This window comes from Vibrio sp. 10N.261.54.A5 (genome assembly GCF_041471145.1).
Taxonomy (GTDB): Bacteria; Pseudomonadota; Gammaproteobacteria; order Enterobacterales; family Vibrionaceae; genus Vibrio; species Vibrio crassostreae_C.
In genome coordinates this window covers 131,853-147,385 of record NZ_JBFRNU010000008.1, presented here as the reverse complement: position 1 = coordinate 147,385, position 15,533 = coordinate 131,853, and the positions used below count along the sequence as shown (strand labels likewise).

General features: G+C 43.5%; 16 protein-coding genes and 1 pseudogene. 5 read left to right on the top strand and 12 right to left on the bottom strand.

The features are described from left to right. Positions 1-172: 172 nt before the first annotated feature. Complete coding sequence (locus AB4329_RS02715) at positions 173-472, bottom strand: helix-turn-helix domain-containing protein (protein ID WP_136975987.1); 300 nt, start codon at positions 470-472, stop codon at positions 173-175. A 101-nt stretch (positions 473-573) separates the two neighbouring features. Between AB4329_RS02715 and AB4329_RS02710 the strand changes: the two genes are divergently transcribed. After that, complete coding sequence (locus AB4329_RS02710; protein ID WP_136975985.1) at positions 574-1,119, top strand: hypothetical protein; 546 nt, start codon at positions 574-576, stop codon at positions 1,117-1,119. Then, positions 1,113-2,495 (top strand): DEAD/DEAH box helicase, encoded by a 1,383-nt coding sequence (locus AB4329_RS02705; RefSeq protein WP_136975983.1) that lies wholly within the window; start codon positions 1,113-1,115, stop codon positions 2,493-2,495. Before AB4329_RS02710 ends, AB4329_RS02705 begins: the two co-directional genes overlap by 7 nt. A gap of 163 nt (positions 2,496-2,658) precedes the next feature. Here the strand turns inward: AB4329_RS02705 and istB are convergent, their stop codons facing one another. The 8 genes and pseudogenes from istB to AB4329_RS02665 form a co-directional block, all read right to left on the bottom strand. After that, positions 2,659-3,399, bottom strand: a complete 741-nt coding sequence (istB, locus tag AB4329_RS02700; RefSeq protein ID WP_136975822.1) for an IS21-like element ISVch3 family helper ATPase IstB — start codon at positions 3,397-3,399, stop codon at positions 2,659-2,661. 11 nt (positions 3,400-3,410) lie between these two features. Next, positions 3,411-4,943, bottom strand: coding sequence for an IS21 family transposase (gene istA / locus AB4329_RS02695; protein WP_136978154.1), 1,533 nt, complete (start codon positions 4,941-4,943; stop codon positions 3,411-3,413). A 580-nt stretch (positions 4,944-5,523) separates the two neighbouring features. Next, positions 5,524-6,133: pseudogene (gene grxB, locus AB4329_RS02690) on the bottom strand (glutaredoxin 2). 27 nt (positions 6,134-6,160) lie between these two features. Next, positions 6,161-7,186 carry a zinc-binding alcohol dehydrogenase family protein gene (locus AB4329_RS02685; protein WP_136978157.1) on the bottom strand — a complete coding sequence of 342 codons (1,026 nt, stop codon included), beginning with the start codon at positions 7,184-7,186 and terminating at the stop codon, positions 6,161-6,163. Positions 7,187-7,330: 144 nt separating this feature from the next. Continuing rightward, positions 7,331-8,098 (bottom strand): glycine betaine ABC transporter substrate-binding protein, encoded by a 768-nt coding sequence (locus tag AB4329_RS02680; RefSeq protein ID WP_102281786.1) that lies wholly within the window; start codon positions 8,096-8,098, stop codon positions 7,331-7,333. Positions 8,099-8,300: 202 nt separating this feature from the next. Beyond that, on the bottom strand, positions 8,301-9,383 hold the full coding sequence (locus AB4329_RS02675) for an L-dopachrome tautomerase-related protein (RefSeq protein ID WP_102322247.1): 1,083 nt from the start codon (positions 9,381-9,383) through the stop codon (positions 8,301-8,303). Positions 9,384-9,465: 82 nt separating this feature from the next. Then, positions 9,466-9,756, bottom strand: coding sequence for a putative quinol monooxygenase (locus AB4329_RS02670; RefSeq protein WP_055026561.1), 291 nt, complete (start codon positions 9,754-9,756; stop codon positions 9,466-9,468). 199 nt (positions 9,757-9,955) lie between these two features. Continuing rightward, on the bottom strand, positions 9,956-10,246 hold the full coding sequence (locus AB4329_RS02665) for a putative quinol monooxygenase (protein WP_102322248.1): 291 nt from the start codon (positions 10,244-10,246) through the stop codon (positions 9,956-9,958). Positions 10,247-10,462: 216 nt separating this feature from the next. Between AB4329_RS02665 and AB4329_RS02660 the strand changes: the two genes are divergently transcribed. Then, the gene (locus AB4329_RS02660) at positions 10,463-11,386 is read left to right on the top strand and encodes a LysR family transcriptional regulator (protein WP_102380584.1); all 924 of its coding nucleotides are present in this window, start codon (positions 10,463-10,465) and stop codon (positions 11,384-11,386) included. A 60-nt stretch (positions 11,387-11,446) separates the two neighbouring features. Here the strand turns inward: AB4329_RS02660 and AB4329_RS02655 are convergent, their stop codons facing one another. The 3 genes from AB4329_RS02655 to AB4329_RS02645 all read right to left on the bottom strand — a co-directional run bounded on the left by AB4329_RS02655 (position 11,447) and on the right by AB4329_RS02645 (position 13,400). Beyond that, complete coding sequence (locus AB4329_RS02655) at positions 11,447-12,226, bottom strand: glycine betaine ABC transporter substrate-binding protein (protein WP_102322250.1); 780 nt, start codon at positions 12,224-12,226, stop codon at positions 11,447-11,449. 44 nt (positions 12,227-12,270) lie between these two features. Beyond that, a complete protein-coding gene (locus AB4329_RS02650; RefSeq protein ID WP_136978158.1) occupies positions 12,271-13,011 on the bottom strand; it encodes a sulfite exporter TauE/SafE family protein in 741 nt (246 codons plus the stop codon). A gap of 98 nt (positions 13,012-13,109) precedes the next feature. Further along, positions 13,110-13,400, bottom strand: a complete 291-nt coding sequence (locus tag AB4329_RS02645; RefSeq protein ID WP_102322251.1) for a putative quinol monooxygenase — start codon at positions 13,398-13,400, stop codon at positions 13,110-13,112. Between the two features lie 299 nt (positions 13,401-13,699). Here AB4329_RS02645 and AB4329_RS02640 point away from each other — a divergent pair, with 299 nt between their 5' ends. Both AB4329_RS02640 and AB4329_RS02635 read left to right on the top strand, forming a co-directional pair. Next, positions 13,700-14,728 (top strand): radical SAM protein, encoded by a 1,029-nt coding sequence (locus tag AB4329_RS02640; RefSeq protein WP_055023927.1) that lies wholly within the window; start codon positions 13,700-13,702, stop codon positions 14,726-14,728. A 17-nt stretch (positions 14,729-14,745) separates the two neighbouring features. Then, positions 14,746-15,303, top strand: a complete 558-nt coding sequence (locus AB4329_RS02635; protein WP_198589518.1) for a DUF1349 domain-containing protein — start codon at positions 14,746-14,748, stop codon at positions 15,301-15,303. Positions 15,304-15,533: the final 230 nt, after the last annotated feature.

Sequence of the window (15,533 nt, the reverse complement as noted above, 5' to 3'; positions counted from 1 at the left end):
ACCCCTTCAGTTGTCCTCTTGAGGAGATAGAGATTGTTGAGTTAGCGATAGAGACAGACTACAACTATCTAGCCAAGTCCAAAGAAGGTGGCTGATAAATCAATCATTCACAGGCATTTTACCTATTGAGCTTCTTTTAAGTAAAAAAACGTTGAGATTGCTCTAGTCGTTGTTACTTTATCTTGTCTATCAAAGCAGCTTTGTCTTCATCACTTAGCTTGTCTATGATACAAGCCAATTCCGCACTCAATTCGCTCCTACAGAAAAAGTAGTTTAGCGGCACATCTAATTCTTCAGCCATACGTTCAAGCGTACCAATATCGGGTACATGCCTGCCTTTCTCGTAATGATTCATACGACCGCTAGCAGAACTCTGCTCCATACCAATTTTCACCCCTAAATCTTTTTGGGTGATCTTGGCTTTTTTACGCGCAGCTTTGAGCCTCGCTGGGATTGGGTTGTCTTTTTGCACTTACACATTTCTTTTCAACCTTTAGATAACTTAGATTGTCTAAGTTTTACTGATTTTTGTATACTTAGCAATCCTAAGTTTTTATTACCTGTAAGAGTCACATGAAGAAAGTAACCAGAATTAACCCTCACATGTTTAACCTATTGATTGAAAAAGGGATGGATAATTTCTCCGTCACAGAAGCTAGAGATGCTTTGCTAAACAGTGCTTCAGCCTTCTCGAGCAAGGACGATGCGCGGAAGTATGTTTATAAGCAACTTTTATCATTTGAGGAGAAAGGCTGGCTTTCTGTTATTGGGGCTCGTAGAGACAAACGTTACCATCAAACTAACGAATTCAAAGCGCTCACAATTGAGCCTAGAGTGGCTAGAAATAGGAAAACTAAAGTCGATTCAATAGCTGTTCAAACTTCGGAGTACTCTCTAAATGCATTAGAGCAAGAGAAGAAACAGCATGAAGGCGAACTGGCGATTACTCTAGGCGAGATTGAGGAATACCAATCGTTGTTAACGCGTTTCCCAAACAACAAGCAAGATATGCAGCCGCTATTTAATGCAGCAAGAGAACGCTCAGCCAAGCTATTAGGCAGAATTAATGCACTAACCAACTGGATGCAAGTCGCCCAAAGTAAGGTTCCTCAATGTTAAGAGCATGGCAAGCCGAGTGTGCAGCTCAAGCTATCGAGAAATTCACTTCAAACAAGCATTCACACTTCTTCTGCCAAGCGACCCCAGGTGCTGGTAAAACCGTTATGGCCGCCGAGGTCGCGAGTCGGTTATTTGAACAAGGCATGATTGACCTAGTGCTGTGTTTCTCTCCCTCTCTGACTGTTGCAGAAGGGATGCAAAAGACCTTTTCATGGAAGCTCGAATGTTCCTTTAATGGAGGTTTGGGTTCCCTTGGGGGCTCTTACACCTACCAATCCATCCGTTTTTTGGATGAAAACTTTTGGAGCACCGTCAGTAAGTATCGAGTACTAGTGGTATTTGATGAGATCCACCATTGTTCGTTTGATGACGAGGGGCGGTCAAACTCATGGGGGCTAGAAATTGTCTCGAAGATCCAAGGCTTTGCTCATTATACTTTGGCGCTGTCGGGCACTCCTTGGCGTTCTGATCGGCTACCGATTGTCATGGCCGAGTATTCTGATCCTGATGGCAAGGTTGTTTGCGATTACCAATACGGCTTGCAACAGGCTGTTGAAGACGAAGTATGCCGCCGCCCTAAAATCGTTTTAATCGATAATGAACACCTGAGTGTTAAGGCTGGCAGTGACAATCAACACTTCGCCTCTATTCTTGACTGTCTTAAACAATCTGATGTGTCTTACCAAAGCGTCATTCACAATGAAGACGCTATGAATTACATATTAAATAGTGGTTGCCAAAAGCTAGCGCAGATAAGGCAAGAGTCCCCAAATGCTGGAGGCTTAGTGGTTGCATCTTCTATTAAGCACGCTAAAGACATTCAAAAGCGACTTGTTGAGCACTTTAATCAATCAGCGTGCATCGTGACTTATCACCATGACAATCCGTTACACGAAATAGAGTCGTTTCGTCACTCAACAGTTCAGTGGATAGTCAGTGTCGGGATGATAAGTGAAGGAACGGATATTCCTAGGCTTCAAGTATGCTGCCACATGAGTTCGGTAAAAACGGAACTCTATTTTAGACAAGTCCTTGGGCGAATTTTAAGAATCAATGATTCCCCCAACCAAGAAGCGTGGTTGTATACCTTTGCCGAAGAAAGTTTGATTGGGTTTGCTGAAAGAATTGAGCAGGATATTCCTGATAGCTGCATGTACATTAAACAAGATAACAACGTACCGAGTGGTGTTGATGAAATACGCCTGCAGTCAAGCACTGTATCGGAAAGCGTTCAATCTAATCGACCCCAACCAAGCTTACTTAGTTGGGGAGAAACTTCAGATATGATGAATTCAAATAATGCAGGGTTCACTTTAGCATTTGATGAACTGAGGTTAGGCCAATTTAAACAGCGAGTGATCGCTGCATTTATCTAAATAGATTCCGCTTCAATCTCTTTCAGTGTTTTGCCTGTAGCACTTCTCCAGTAATCGGGTCCGCTGTAAGGGTAACCAAGTAGTTGCGTATTTCGGTGATTGCGATCGCTCGTTTCGGTTTATTCCGATCACTTGATCCTGCCGTTTTTCTCTCTTCCTATTTTTACTCTAAGTGATCGGATTGCGCCAGTTTTCTCATCGACTCACCTCCTAGTTCTATTCGATGACTATTGTGTACCAGCCGATCCATTAGAGCGTCTGCGACAGTGGCGTTACCGATCATGTTGTACCACTCCTTTACAGGTAACTGACTGATGACGATCGTGCTGCTGTTTTGGTAACGATCTTCAAGCACTTCTAATAAGTGACCTGCATGCTCTTGGGTTAGCTTTTCCATCCCCCAGTCGTCGAGGATTAGTAGAGCTTTCTTAGCCAACGATTGAAGTTGCTTTTGATAGCTACCGTCCAGACGACCTGCGGTCAGGTCATCAAGCAGGCGAGTTAATCGGTAGTATCTGACCGTGTGTTGTTGGTCGCAGGCACTGGTTGCCAGTGCGCAGCCAAGATACGTTTTGCCAGCACCTGTTGGGCCTGTGATCAAGATATTCTGGTGCTTATGTAGATAACTGCCCGTTAGAAGTTCGCTCATCTGTTTACGATTGAGATTTCGTCCCTCCTTGTAGATGAGTTGGCTCGGCTGAGCATCCACTCTCAGTTTGGCTTGCCGTTTTAAGCGTTGGATTTTTGTCTGATTGCGATTCAAGATTTCACTTTCCAGAAGTAGGCTTAGCCTTTCCTCGAAGTCCAGCTCTGCGTAGGTGCTCAGTTGTTCTTGTTGCTGCTCTAACGCTTTCACTGCATGGCTCAAGCGGAGGGTTTTGAGTTGGTTGTTCAGTGCGTTCATTTGTATTTCTCCTAGTGATAACAGTTCGGGCCACGGACATTGCTATGAACAAGGTTCGGCGTGCTCGTGTTGTCTTTGCTCAGTTGTCCTTCACGATTGTTCTTCAGCAGATTGTTGATGAAGGTGTAGTTCGGTTTTGTCAGCATCAGCGCATCTTTACAGGCTTGCTCTAAGCGCGACTCGCCATGCGCTTTACTCAGATTGAGCAGCCCAAGGCAGGAGCGATACGACTGCTCTGGATGAGGCTTGGAGTAGAGCATCTTATTGATGACTTCTCGTGTGGCTGGGCCGATATTGGCTCCCCAGTTGAGCAGGCGTCCAGGCGACCACTTCTGATGTTGATGATTACTCGGCATGTGCTCTGGTTGGGTGCTGTTTCCGCGCTCTCTTTGGCTGCGTGGATGCTGGGCTACCAAGTTACCTTGATGGTAGATCTGCACCAGACGGTTGGAGGCTTCCAGTTCGACATGGTGACCAACAAGTTGATGTGGCACCGAGTAGTAGTGGCGGCGATATTCTATGTGATAATCAGGCCCAACCTTGGCTCGCTTGGTTTCGGTATAGAGGTATCGCTGCTTAGGTAGCGGCTTTAACGCTGGCTTATCGAGTTTGTCGAACAGCGCTTTGCGGCTCGCACCATACTGTTTCATCTCACGTTCGTTTAAGTCATTCATAAGCTCACGGATGGCAAGGTTCAGCTCTTTGAAGGTATGGAAGGTTTGATGTCGTAGTCGCATCATGATCCAGCGTTCCACTAGGAGCACGGCATTCTCTGCCTTGGCTTTGTCTTTCGGTTTGTAAGGGCGAGCTGGCATCACTGCGGTTTGATAGTGATTCGCCAGTTTTTGATAACTGTCGTTAAGTCTCGGCTCATAACGATTGGCTTTGGTGACCGCGCTACGTAGATTATCGGGAACCAAGAGCTGTGGTACACCACCGAAGTGCTCGAACGCATTGGCATGCGCCTCTAACCAGTAAGACTTACCTTGACCCGGGAAGGCTTCAACATAGGTGTAATTGGACGCACCTAAGGTCGCCACGAACACTTCTGCTTCGCGCACTTCACCTGTATCAGGGTTGACCACTTGAAGCCGAGGCCCACAGTAATCGATAAACAGCTTGTCACCTGCCACATGGAGCTGGCGCATGCTGCGCTTTTGAGTTTTGAACCAACGAGTGAAGTGCTCGCAGAACTGAGTGTAAGCGTAAGCTTGTTCTTGATATTGCTCATGGTATTCCTGCCACAACAACATCTTTGTCATGCCTTTACGTCTGAGTTCGACTGCGTATTGAGTGAAGTCTGGCATGACTTTATCGCGACTGGCTTTCTTGCCGTGATACAGCGCTTGCGTGAGATCAGCATCGCTGCAACTTTCGGGTAGAGGCCAGCCAAGTTGGCTTTGTTTAAAGCGAGTAAGGAGTTCCGATATGGTGGACGGGCCGAGTTTCAGGCAAGAAGCGATACCACGATTGGAGAGACCGCAGTCGTACTTAAGGCGTAATACCTCTTTGATTTTGTTCATTGGAGTTCTCTTTTTGGCCATTGTCGCTTCCTTACGTTCTTGTTTAAGAAGTAAAGAATAGCGAGCTATTGATTTAAAAGAGAAAAAGGAAGGATTTCGGGCATTCCGATCGCGGTTTTCGCTATTCCGATCACCGATTTCGGAGTTAGGCTAAAAGTGATCGGTTTAAACCGAAATGGGTGATCGGATAATCCCGAAATGACTGATCGGAATGCTCCGAAATATGCAGTAGTACTGCGGCGGCTTGAGATGCTCTCGGCTCCAATAATTTTTGCCCTAGATAATCAATAACATTACCGCTCGGTGATCACAGACATAGTAGACACGTTTGCAACAAACTTTTGGACATAAATGAGTCAGCGATTTTGCTAAATTAGAAATAAATGAATAACTACAGGTATGGAAAATCACGTCGTAAAGATTTCCAACCTGCCTTGAGGTTACTTCTAGGGGAAGAGGAATAGTAATGAGTAAAAAGGAATCACAGGTTTTACTATTTTTAAGTTTGACTGGTTATATTAATAAAAAAAACGAGCTACCATCTTGATAACTCGGGCCTAATTAATACGCTTTCGTCCAACCAGTCTAGAAAGTTAGTATACTAGCACCTTAGCTCATTACTGTTTGTTTCCAGCCATAACTTGAGCTCTTGCGGCCAAGTAACGGTGGGCTCAACAAAGAAGCCGCGCAGTAGCGAGAAGTAGATAGCCTGATCAACCAGAGGCAGTGGTGATTTACCCGCATTCGGTTGGATCAACGCTTCAGCGTTAAGCAACTGTGCGTTTACATCTGCAACAATCTGCTCTGTGCTTTCTAACAGGCGAACAAAGTTCAGCTCTTCTGTCTCTTTCTTCGCTTGCCATGCAGTAACACTTGCTTCAGTCGCGAACTCTTTTAGATTCAGTTTCGTCCAGCGAGGGTAGCCAATTCTTTGAATCAAAGGGAATGCCTCACGCTGAAATACCAACGTCTCTTCTGATGGTGCGGCTACCGCATCAATACCAGCTTGATCGATGAAGTAAGTAATGATATCCATGCTTTCTGCCATCCGCTTTCTCCAAAACTGGCACCATTTTTTGACCGATTAAATCAATCAGAGTTTGCGCATCAGCATAATCTACAACTTGGTATTCAACGTTAAGCTTCAGTGCATTAGCAACATAAGCAACACGGGCACAAAATGGACAATGCTCGTAGATATACAGTTTCATCAAAAATCCCGTTTTTATAAGTCTGAATTAGTATTTAATCGCAGTTTTGCCAATTGATGCGCTGCTTTCAATGCGTTGGTGTGCGTCTTTTAACGTCTCAACACTAAAACCATTCAATGTGGTGGTGAGTGTAGACTTAATGCGGCCAGCATCAATCAAGTTCGCAGCTTGGAATAGGATATCTTGCTGCTTCTGAAGATCGTCAGTGTTAAACAGTGAGCGAGTGAACATCAGTTCCCAGATGAATCCAGCTGATTTGCCTTGTAGTTTTGATAGATCAACACCACCATCAAATTCTACAATTGAACTGATCATGCCTTGCGGAGCAATCAACTCGACCATTGCATCCCAATGGCCTTTGGTATCTGCAACGTTGAAGATGTAGTCCACATGCTGAATGCCTTGCTCACGTACCGACTCCACCAGATTGCGGTGATTCACAACATGGTCAGCGCCCATATCTCTTACCCACTGCTCGGTCTCTGGTCTTGAAGCAGTCGCAATCACTGTTAGGTTAGTAAGCTGTTTCGCCAGTTGAACCGTAATCGAACCAACACCACCTGCGCCACCAATGATCAGAATAGATTTCTTCTCTTCTGGACGAACGCGTAGGCGATCAAACAAGGCTTCCCAACCTGTCAATGTAGCGAGAGGCATAACGGCTGCTGATTCGTCAGAAAGGCTTTTTGGGGCGTGAGCTGTAATTCGGTAATCGACCGCTTGGTACTCAGCATTCGCACCCATACGTGTCACATCACCTGCGTAATAAACACGGTCACCAATTTCGAAGCCTGAAACATTGCCACCTTTAGCAACCACTTCACCCACCGCGTCATAGCCCAATACTTTTGGCTGCTCTAGGGTTTTATCTTGTGCGTTGCGGATACGTATTCTTGCATCTGCTGGGTTAATCGAGGTCGCACTCACTTTTACCAGCAGGTCATTGTCTTTTAGCTCTGGCAGGCTTGTTTCAAACTCGAATAAGCTGTCTTGCTCTGTAATTGCTAGTGATTGAGTAAAACCAATTGCTTTCATTGTTGTTGGTGCTGGCATGTTGTTTCTCCTTTGATTGGACACCTTCATCATAGAGATTTTTTACCCTAGATAAACCGCCTAATCTTTTAATTACATTCAATATATTTTTGATAATCACACTGCTCGACCGGGTAGTGTTGAGATACTTACCTGTTAACCTAGTTAGATAACACCTTGTGCAGCTAACCATTCATACGTCACTTCATCTTGCGGTTTACCCTCTCGGCACACTTTATAATCAAGCTCGGCAATAATATCGTTGGAGAAACGTAATGAATCTAAGGTTTTAAGCTGTTCATCAGTAAATAGATTTTTCTTATCATCTCTCAGTAACAGTACAGCTCGGTCTACAATTCCAAGCAGCCCTTTCGGCTCTATAAGCTCGCGAATATCATAACGATAGTGAAGAAATTGCGGTTTCCATAGCGGCACAATGACCCACTCTTTATTTGCGACGGCATCTTCAAAAGCACTAAAACAGTCGTCTTCACTGCCTGTAAAAAACTCATAGCCTGCTTTACTTAAACCGTACTCTTCCATCATCTGGATAGAGAAGCGAGTGATTCCAGCTCCTGGATTAATACCTTGAATTTTAGGTCTCATTTGCTCGACGACTTCAGGCTTCAATAAATCCGCCACTTCAGCGACCATCTCTTCAGGTACGTAATCCGGCACACCCCACAGTGCGTAAGGTTCGTAATGAAGTCCAAGCTCGATTAATGGCTCAACTTTTTCAACGTCCGACTTATAGATACCATGGCTCGATGGTAACCAAGCAGAAGAGAGCATATCGATTTCACCAGCTTTCAGTTTTTCAAAATTTTCCTGATGAGGGGAAAAGATTCGCTCAACTTCGAAGCCCATGGTCTTCAATACATTGCTAACCAATGAAGCTGTCGTGCGATGGAATGATAAATCTGTTACACCCATTGTGATTTTTTTATTCATTGTTCTTTCGCTCTTATCGTTGCTGATAGATTGATAATACAAGGCTCTAGAGTAATCAAAAACAGCCTAATTTTTGAATAATTATCAAAAATAAATTGATAGATGCCGATTTACACTTAATAAAAAAGCGTATGCATTGATGAAATACATACGCTTGATATTTACGTATCTATCTACTGTCGCCTTAATCTAATTTGATTCGCAAGACATGATATGGCTTTCTAGAACCTTCTTCACCTTCGTTAAAAGCAGGGTGGAAGTGAAGAGAGTTTTGAGTGACGTACAAGTAATCACCCTGGATAGAGAAACCATCTGCCCATGACAATAACTTGTCATCTTGTGCAAAGATTTTGTAGCCGTCTTTATTCACCACACCAACAGCATTTTTCTCAATATCACCGACATAGATATCACCGTTATCTGCGATAATCATGCCATCACTTGGACGTTTTTCACTGAAAAATTCAATCTGCTCGGCCAATGCATCTTCACTAAGCGCTGTGTTAGCAAGAGCAGCGGCAGGAATACGGTAGATAGCACTACCATTGACTGTACCAAAATATAGCCATTCATTATTTGCATCAATAGTGATTGGATTCACACCAAGATAAAGCGCATCAACGCTACCATCTTCACGCTTTGTCGCCATACGAGAACTATCAATCACAACCTCATGCTCAGGTGAAAGCAGTGCTTTATTTGATTGCAAAACGCGGCGAGATTTACCTGTATTTAAATCTACAACAACAAAGGCAGGCGCAGCTTCGCCATACAGATTACCTAAACTCGTATCGGCAATGTACATCTGGTTACGCAGTGTATCTAATGCAAAATCCTGTAAAAAAGAGTTACCGACCTGTACGTCTTTTCCAATTTCAATGCGTTTAAATAGCTTATCGTTGACGGTATCCCATGCAACAATTTGCGAAGGCGAAGTTTCACTGCCCATATCTAACACCCACACAACACCATCATCGGTACTATCAATACCGATTACTGAAGCCAAACCAACCTCACCTTTATCTGGACCATCTGCCCAGTCTTGGGTTGGAAATGCTTTGGTTGAGCCATCCTTCATCAATTCAACAACACGAAGTTCAGGTGCATCAAGGGGTTGCATAGAAAGGAAAGTACGCCCCTGCTTCGTTACTGTAATGTTCCCTGGTCGTGTGCCATCAAGCTTGGCAACCACTTCGATATCAGCCGCTTGCGCTGTGTTAACTATCATCGCAGTCGCAAGTGTTAGTAAGATTTTGATATTTTTCATGTCGAGCCTCATTGGTGTTCTTTGATGCCCTAACCGTTTTAGTCAGGGCATAGTGCTATAACAAGCTTGTTTTATGTTGTCGTTACGCGATCTTAGTCATTTCGTTGACTGTGAAGCTTGCGACAGAGCCTTCCGTTGCTGTCATGTAGTCCGCAAGGTGCTGGTTGCCCATATGAGCCTGCCAAAGTTCACGTGATACCCAGTTTTCATAAAAAGTAAAATGCGCTGGGTTTTCGTTGTCTTGATGAAGGTCATAGTTGATGCAACCTTCTTCAGCGCGAGTAATGTCGATAAGCTTTAGTAGCTCGGCTTTCACCAGTTCAATTTTGTCGTCATTAGCTTTGATGTTTGCAACAATCGTTAATGTAGTCATGGGATGTTCCTTTTAAATTTGATACCGAAATCGTCGGTAATTTTGATGTCTTTAATGTTTTAGTGATAGGGCAACTCGTCATGTCATATTGAGTTACTCACTAAATGTAGTACAGGTACTACACTCAATTACTGACTTATATTGTAAATACTTTCAAATCTATTTTGATAATTGAATGTTTAAATACGTTAATTTTTAACTAAGCGATCTTGGTCATTTCGTTGACAGTGAAACTTGCGACAGAGCCTTCGGTTGCTGTCATGTAGTCAGCAAGGTGCTGGTTGCCCATATGAGCTTGCCAAAGTTCACGTGATACCCAGTTTTCATAAAAAGTAAAATGCGCTGGGTTGTCGTTGTCTTGATGAAGGTCATAGTTGATGCAACCTTCTTCAGCACGAGTTATCTCGATAAGTTTTAGTAGCTCAGCTTTCACAAGTTCAATTTTGTCGTCATTGGCTTTGATGTTTGCAACAATCGTTAATGTAGTCATAGGAGTTTCCTTCGTTCTGAGTTAGTGCCGTGCTTAGCGCACTGCGTTGTTGGTATGGAGGTATAATAGTGCGAACATTACCAATGAAAAACAGCCCGTCAATTGAATAATTACCAATTAAAATTTGATAATAATCTTTTAATATTTCATGTGGTGCGATATAAAGGGATAGTCATTTTCAGATTTTGTTAACACACTGATTAAAAGGTAACGGTTATGCTCTTAGAGGATTTTCAGGTCATTTTAAAAGTCGCAGAGTTTCGCAGCATCACTGCTGCTGCGACAAATCTGGATATGCGCACGGCAACGGCAAGTGCGGCGGTGAAACGTGTTGAGGCATCATTAGGGGTTGAATTATTTGTACGAACGACTCGTCATTTACGCTTATCTTCTGCCGGCGAGCGTTATTTGCCTCAGTGTGAAGAGGCGTTGAAGATGCTTGAAAAAGCCAAAATGAACATGCGTGAAGAGCTAGGGATTATTGATGGAGAGATCCGCATCGCCCTTTCGTCTGATTTGGGCCGAAATGTGGTCACACCTTGGCTTGATGAATTTTTGTTGGACTACCCAGACGTTTCACTTCGCTCCGGTATCAGTGACAGCAACATCGATTTTTATCGAGATTCTGTTGATATGGCGCTGCGCTATGGCTCACCAACCGATGCGAGTATGTACGGTTTTAAAATTTGTGATGTGCCAAGGCTGTTGTGCGCCAGCCCGGAGTATTTAGCAAAATACGGTACTCCATCCGAGCCAGATGATCTGCTTGAACATAATGCCCTGTTTTACCAGTTACATGATATTTTGCAAAATGAGTGGTTGTTTAATGATGGAAAAGAGGACATTAAGGTAAAACTGAAAGGTAACAGAGCATCTAATGATGGCGATCTTGTTCGGCGCTGGTGTGTGGCGGGGAAAGGGGTAGCAATCAAGTCTTGCCTCGATATGGCCGATGACTTGCTAACAGGGAAAGTGGTCAATGTAATGGCAGACTATAAACCGACTTCCACTGAGCTTTGGTTAATATGCCCAAGCCGACAATCTATTACCCCAACCGTCCGCCTATTAAGGGATATGCTTAGAGAAAAGACCGAACAGATTCTAATCCAAATGAAGGACAAAGGGATTCTATTGGGTTAACTGTTGAGGTTGTGAGGGCGTGGAAATTGCCAGCCCTCAGTAAAGCGGTGATGGTCTTAACTACTGATGGTTGTCCAACCACTCACGAGTCACATCATCAACCGCTAATCCCGCACGGCAAACCTTGTAATCCAATTCTGCGATGATTTCATTTGAAAAGCGCAATTGATCTAGCTGTGCCAACTGTGCTGGGGTAAATACGATTGATCTTTCTTGTCGAAGTAATAATATGGCGCGATCAACGCTACCCAATAATCCTTTGGGCTCTTTTAATTCACGGATAGTAAATAGGTGGTGCAAGAACTGTGGTTTCCACAATGGCACAATAACCCACTCATTATTTTCAACCGCACGCTCGTAGGCACCAAAGCAATCCTCTTCTGAACCAGAGTGAAAATGATAACCCACATCGCTTAATCCATATTGGTCCATCATTTCAATAGAGAATCGGGTAATGCCAGCACCTGGGTTAATACCTTGAATGTGTTTGTTGGTGCGCTTAACGACTTCTGGTTTTAATAGGTCACTGATTTGTGAAACAACCTCCTCAGGTACATAATCGGGCACCCCCCATAGAGCGTACGGTTTATAGTGCAAACCTAACTCTAACAAAGGCTCTACCGTTTCAACATCGGATTTATAGATACCGTGGCTTGAAGGTAACCAGGCAGAAGAGAGCATGTCGATACGGCCCACTTTTAGATTTTGGAAATTTTCTTGATGTGGTGCGTAGACACGTTCCACCTGAAAACCCATATCAGTTAAGACATGGCTAACTATCGATGCAGTAACGCGATGAAAAGATAAATCGGTAATCCCGAGATTGATAATGTTAGACATAACGTGACCTTATGATAAAAGAAAAAGAGGTTTTAAAATCGCATTTAAAGTGCCGTGAGGCCGGAATAGAGCATCTTTGTTCCCGTAAGAAACAGAACGCTATAACTTATCTTGTAAATCAACTCTTGAGAGATGATATTCACCATCCACACACCGGCTCTAACCCCTAAAAACGCAATCGGCACCAAAACTAACGAGGTCATCAAGTTTTGCATATCGAGCAGCCCCATATAGCTGTATGGGATCAACTTAATAAAATTAAGCACCGTGAAAAATACTACGCTGGTGCCGATTAATTGTTCTTTCGGCAGATTTTTTGGCAGTAGATGCATGCTTGCAGGCGGACCACCGGCATGGGCAATTGTACTGGAAAACCCAGACAACATACTTAAGGCATAGCCCTTTATCGGGTGGCTAAATTGAACCTGCTTTAGCAGAAACTTTTGTGTTAAAAAGACCAAAGCCAGCCCCCCAATGATAAGTTCAACTACAGATGTTGACAGACTACCCATAAAATAAGCAGCACTCATCACCCCCAAAATAGCGAAGGGCATCATACTTTTTAGCTCGACGTAATTGCAGTTCTTGCGGTGGTAAAACAGCGCCATTAAATCCATACCAAACAATAATGGTAATAAAATCGCAGCGGCTTGAACTGGCGACACGCTCATCGCCATCAAAGGTACCGATAGCATCCCCAAAATACCGCCGACCCCTCCCTTGCCCATGCCATAGAAAAAAACGGCAGGTATCGCTGCAACATAAAACCAAAGGTCTGTGATCATGATATGTAAACCAAGAAAATACGTAGATGAAAACAAGTGTATTTGAGCAAAAAACTTTTAAAGCCATTGACTCAAATAAGGGGGTATACAAAGTTGGCTTAAGCGATTTGGGTCATTTCGTTTACAACGAAGCTAGCCACACAGCCTTCAGCTGCTGCCATATAATCGGCAAGGTGTTGATTACCCATATGTGCTTGCCAAAGTTCACGTGATACCCAGTTTTCGTAGAAAGTGAAGTGTGCTGGTTTTTCGTTGTCTTGGTGGAGGTCATAGTTGATGCAACCGTCTTCGGCACGAGTGACGTCGATTAATTTCAACAGCTCTGCTTTTACCAGTTCGATTTTGTCTTCATTGGCCACGATGTTTGCAACGATAGTTAGCTTAGTCATAGTGTGTTCCTTTGTATGGAGTTGAAGCAGCTGATGGTGTGCTGCGCTGTTGGTTTGGGTGTATATTACGGTGATTATTGCAAAGTAAAAACAGTCTAGAAATTGATTTATTATCAAATTTAGTTTGAGAATTGATTTTTAAGTCTGACCATAATGAGGGAATTAGATCGCGTTGTGTGGTGATGTGCACGGTGTTTATCTATTTGTTTTTGATAATAATTCAAATAATACCGCGTTTTTACCGTGTAAAATTTGCCGTAGGATGGCCAAATCAATTTCAATTCATTGGATAAATAGCCATGTCACAGATACATTTTCAACAGGGCCCAATACGCCCACCATCAGAAGCAGACAGTTTGCTTATCAGAACCACACAAGGGTGCCCGTGGAATAAATGTAAGTTCTGCACCCTTTTTGAAGGCATGGAGTTCTCTATTCGTCCGGTTGAAGATATTAAGCGTGATATCTGGGCGGCGAGGGCGTTTTATAAAAACAGAACCTTTGATAGCTGTTTTTTGCAAGATGGCGACTCATTCGCCATGGAAACCCAAGACTTACTTGACGTGCTCAATACACTGAAAGAGGCTTTTCCGGAGCTTAAACAGATCAGCTCGTATGGCCGGGCGCAGACCATGACTAAAAAATCGCCAGCGGAGATGAAAGCAATCTGCGATGCTGGGCTAAACATGCTTTACTGCGGTATGGAGTCGGGATCTATCGAGGTTCTAAAACTGATGAAAAAGGGGATCACCCCGAAATCAATCTTGAAGTCAGCCGAATATGCCAAGCAAGCGGGTATGAAAATGATGACCTTCATTATCCTTGGCTTAGGTGGAAAAGAACTGTCAGAGCAACATATCGCAGCAACGGCCGAGCTACTGAATCAAATCAACCCAGACGAAATTCGCATACTCTCGCTGGCGGTTAAATCGGGAACTGAATTGGATGAGTTAGTACAAAACGGCCAATTTACACCACTAACAGAGCGAGAGATGCTTGAAGAACAATATCAGCTTATCAGCAAGCTAGACGGCATAACGGGTAATTATGGCAACTTCCATGGCATCAATGTATTGACGGAACTTAATGGACAATTACCACAAGATAAAGAGACATTTTTGCGCACCATTGAGCACTTTATGATGATGAGTGAAAACGACCAGAATAACTTTGTTTTAGGTCGCCGCATGCACTATTACGCCACACTGAGTGATATGCGAAATCAGCTTATGTATGACAGCGTACAAAAAGAACTAGACCGAATTAAGCTGCAAAATCTTGGCAATCTTGACGATATTTTCTATCAACTCCGCCAACGTATGATCTAATAGTAAGGAACAGCGCAATGATAAACAATCTAGATAATTGGACGATTCAAAATGAAAACCCAGAGCACTGGTCGTTTAAAAATGAAGTGCTTACAATGCAAGTTCAAGAGGGCAATATCTTTGGTGCTGGCGCTAATGATGTAAAAAACATCTTTATTTATCCGGTAGACAAGCCAGAATACAGCGCGGAGGTGACGATTAATCTAGATCCGAACCTCAGTTTCGAGCAGGCTGGACTAGGGATTTACTGGGACAATGATAACTATATAAAAATCAGTAAAGAGATGTTTATGGGTGCGCGATCGCTGGTGTTTGTTGTAGAACAAAATGGTCAGCCTGATATTAAACATCGCTTATTATTCGGTGAGTCGACAGTATCGGTAAAGCTTGAAAGAAGCGACACTAAAGTTCGCGCTTATTATCGAACGCAAGATAACGACACATGGCAGTCAATTATAAGCACTGCCGCACTATCAGGGCACGAGCAAGGCGTTATGCTTTACACCTTTAGCGGCAGAATCACTGTGCCCAACTTTGCTGAATTTAGTGAGTTTGAGCTAACTGATTTGAACTAATGTGCATCCCGCATAAGATGAACTGGCCTGCTCCATTAATAAAGATTGAGTGGGTTAGTTAAGTGACGTTGCCATACTTTTAATGATCCATGTGTTGCTGAATTAGCAATTTCGCTAAAACGGAATTGTCCAAAAGCTTGCTAGAGATCGATCAAACTCTATGTGATCACTAAGCGATTCTGTCGTTAGCCTTTTAACAATACGAGAATGTAGTGTAACTTTCTTACATG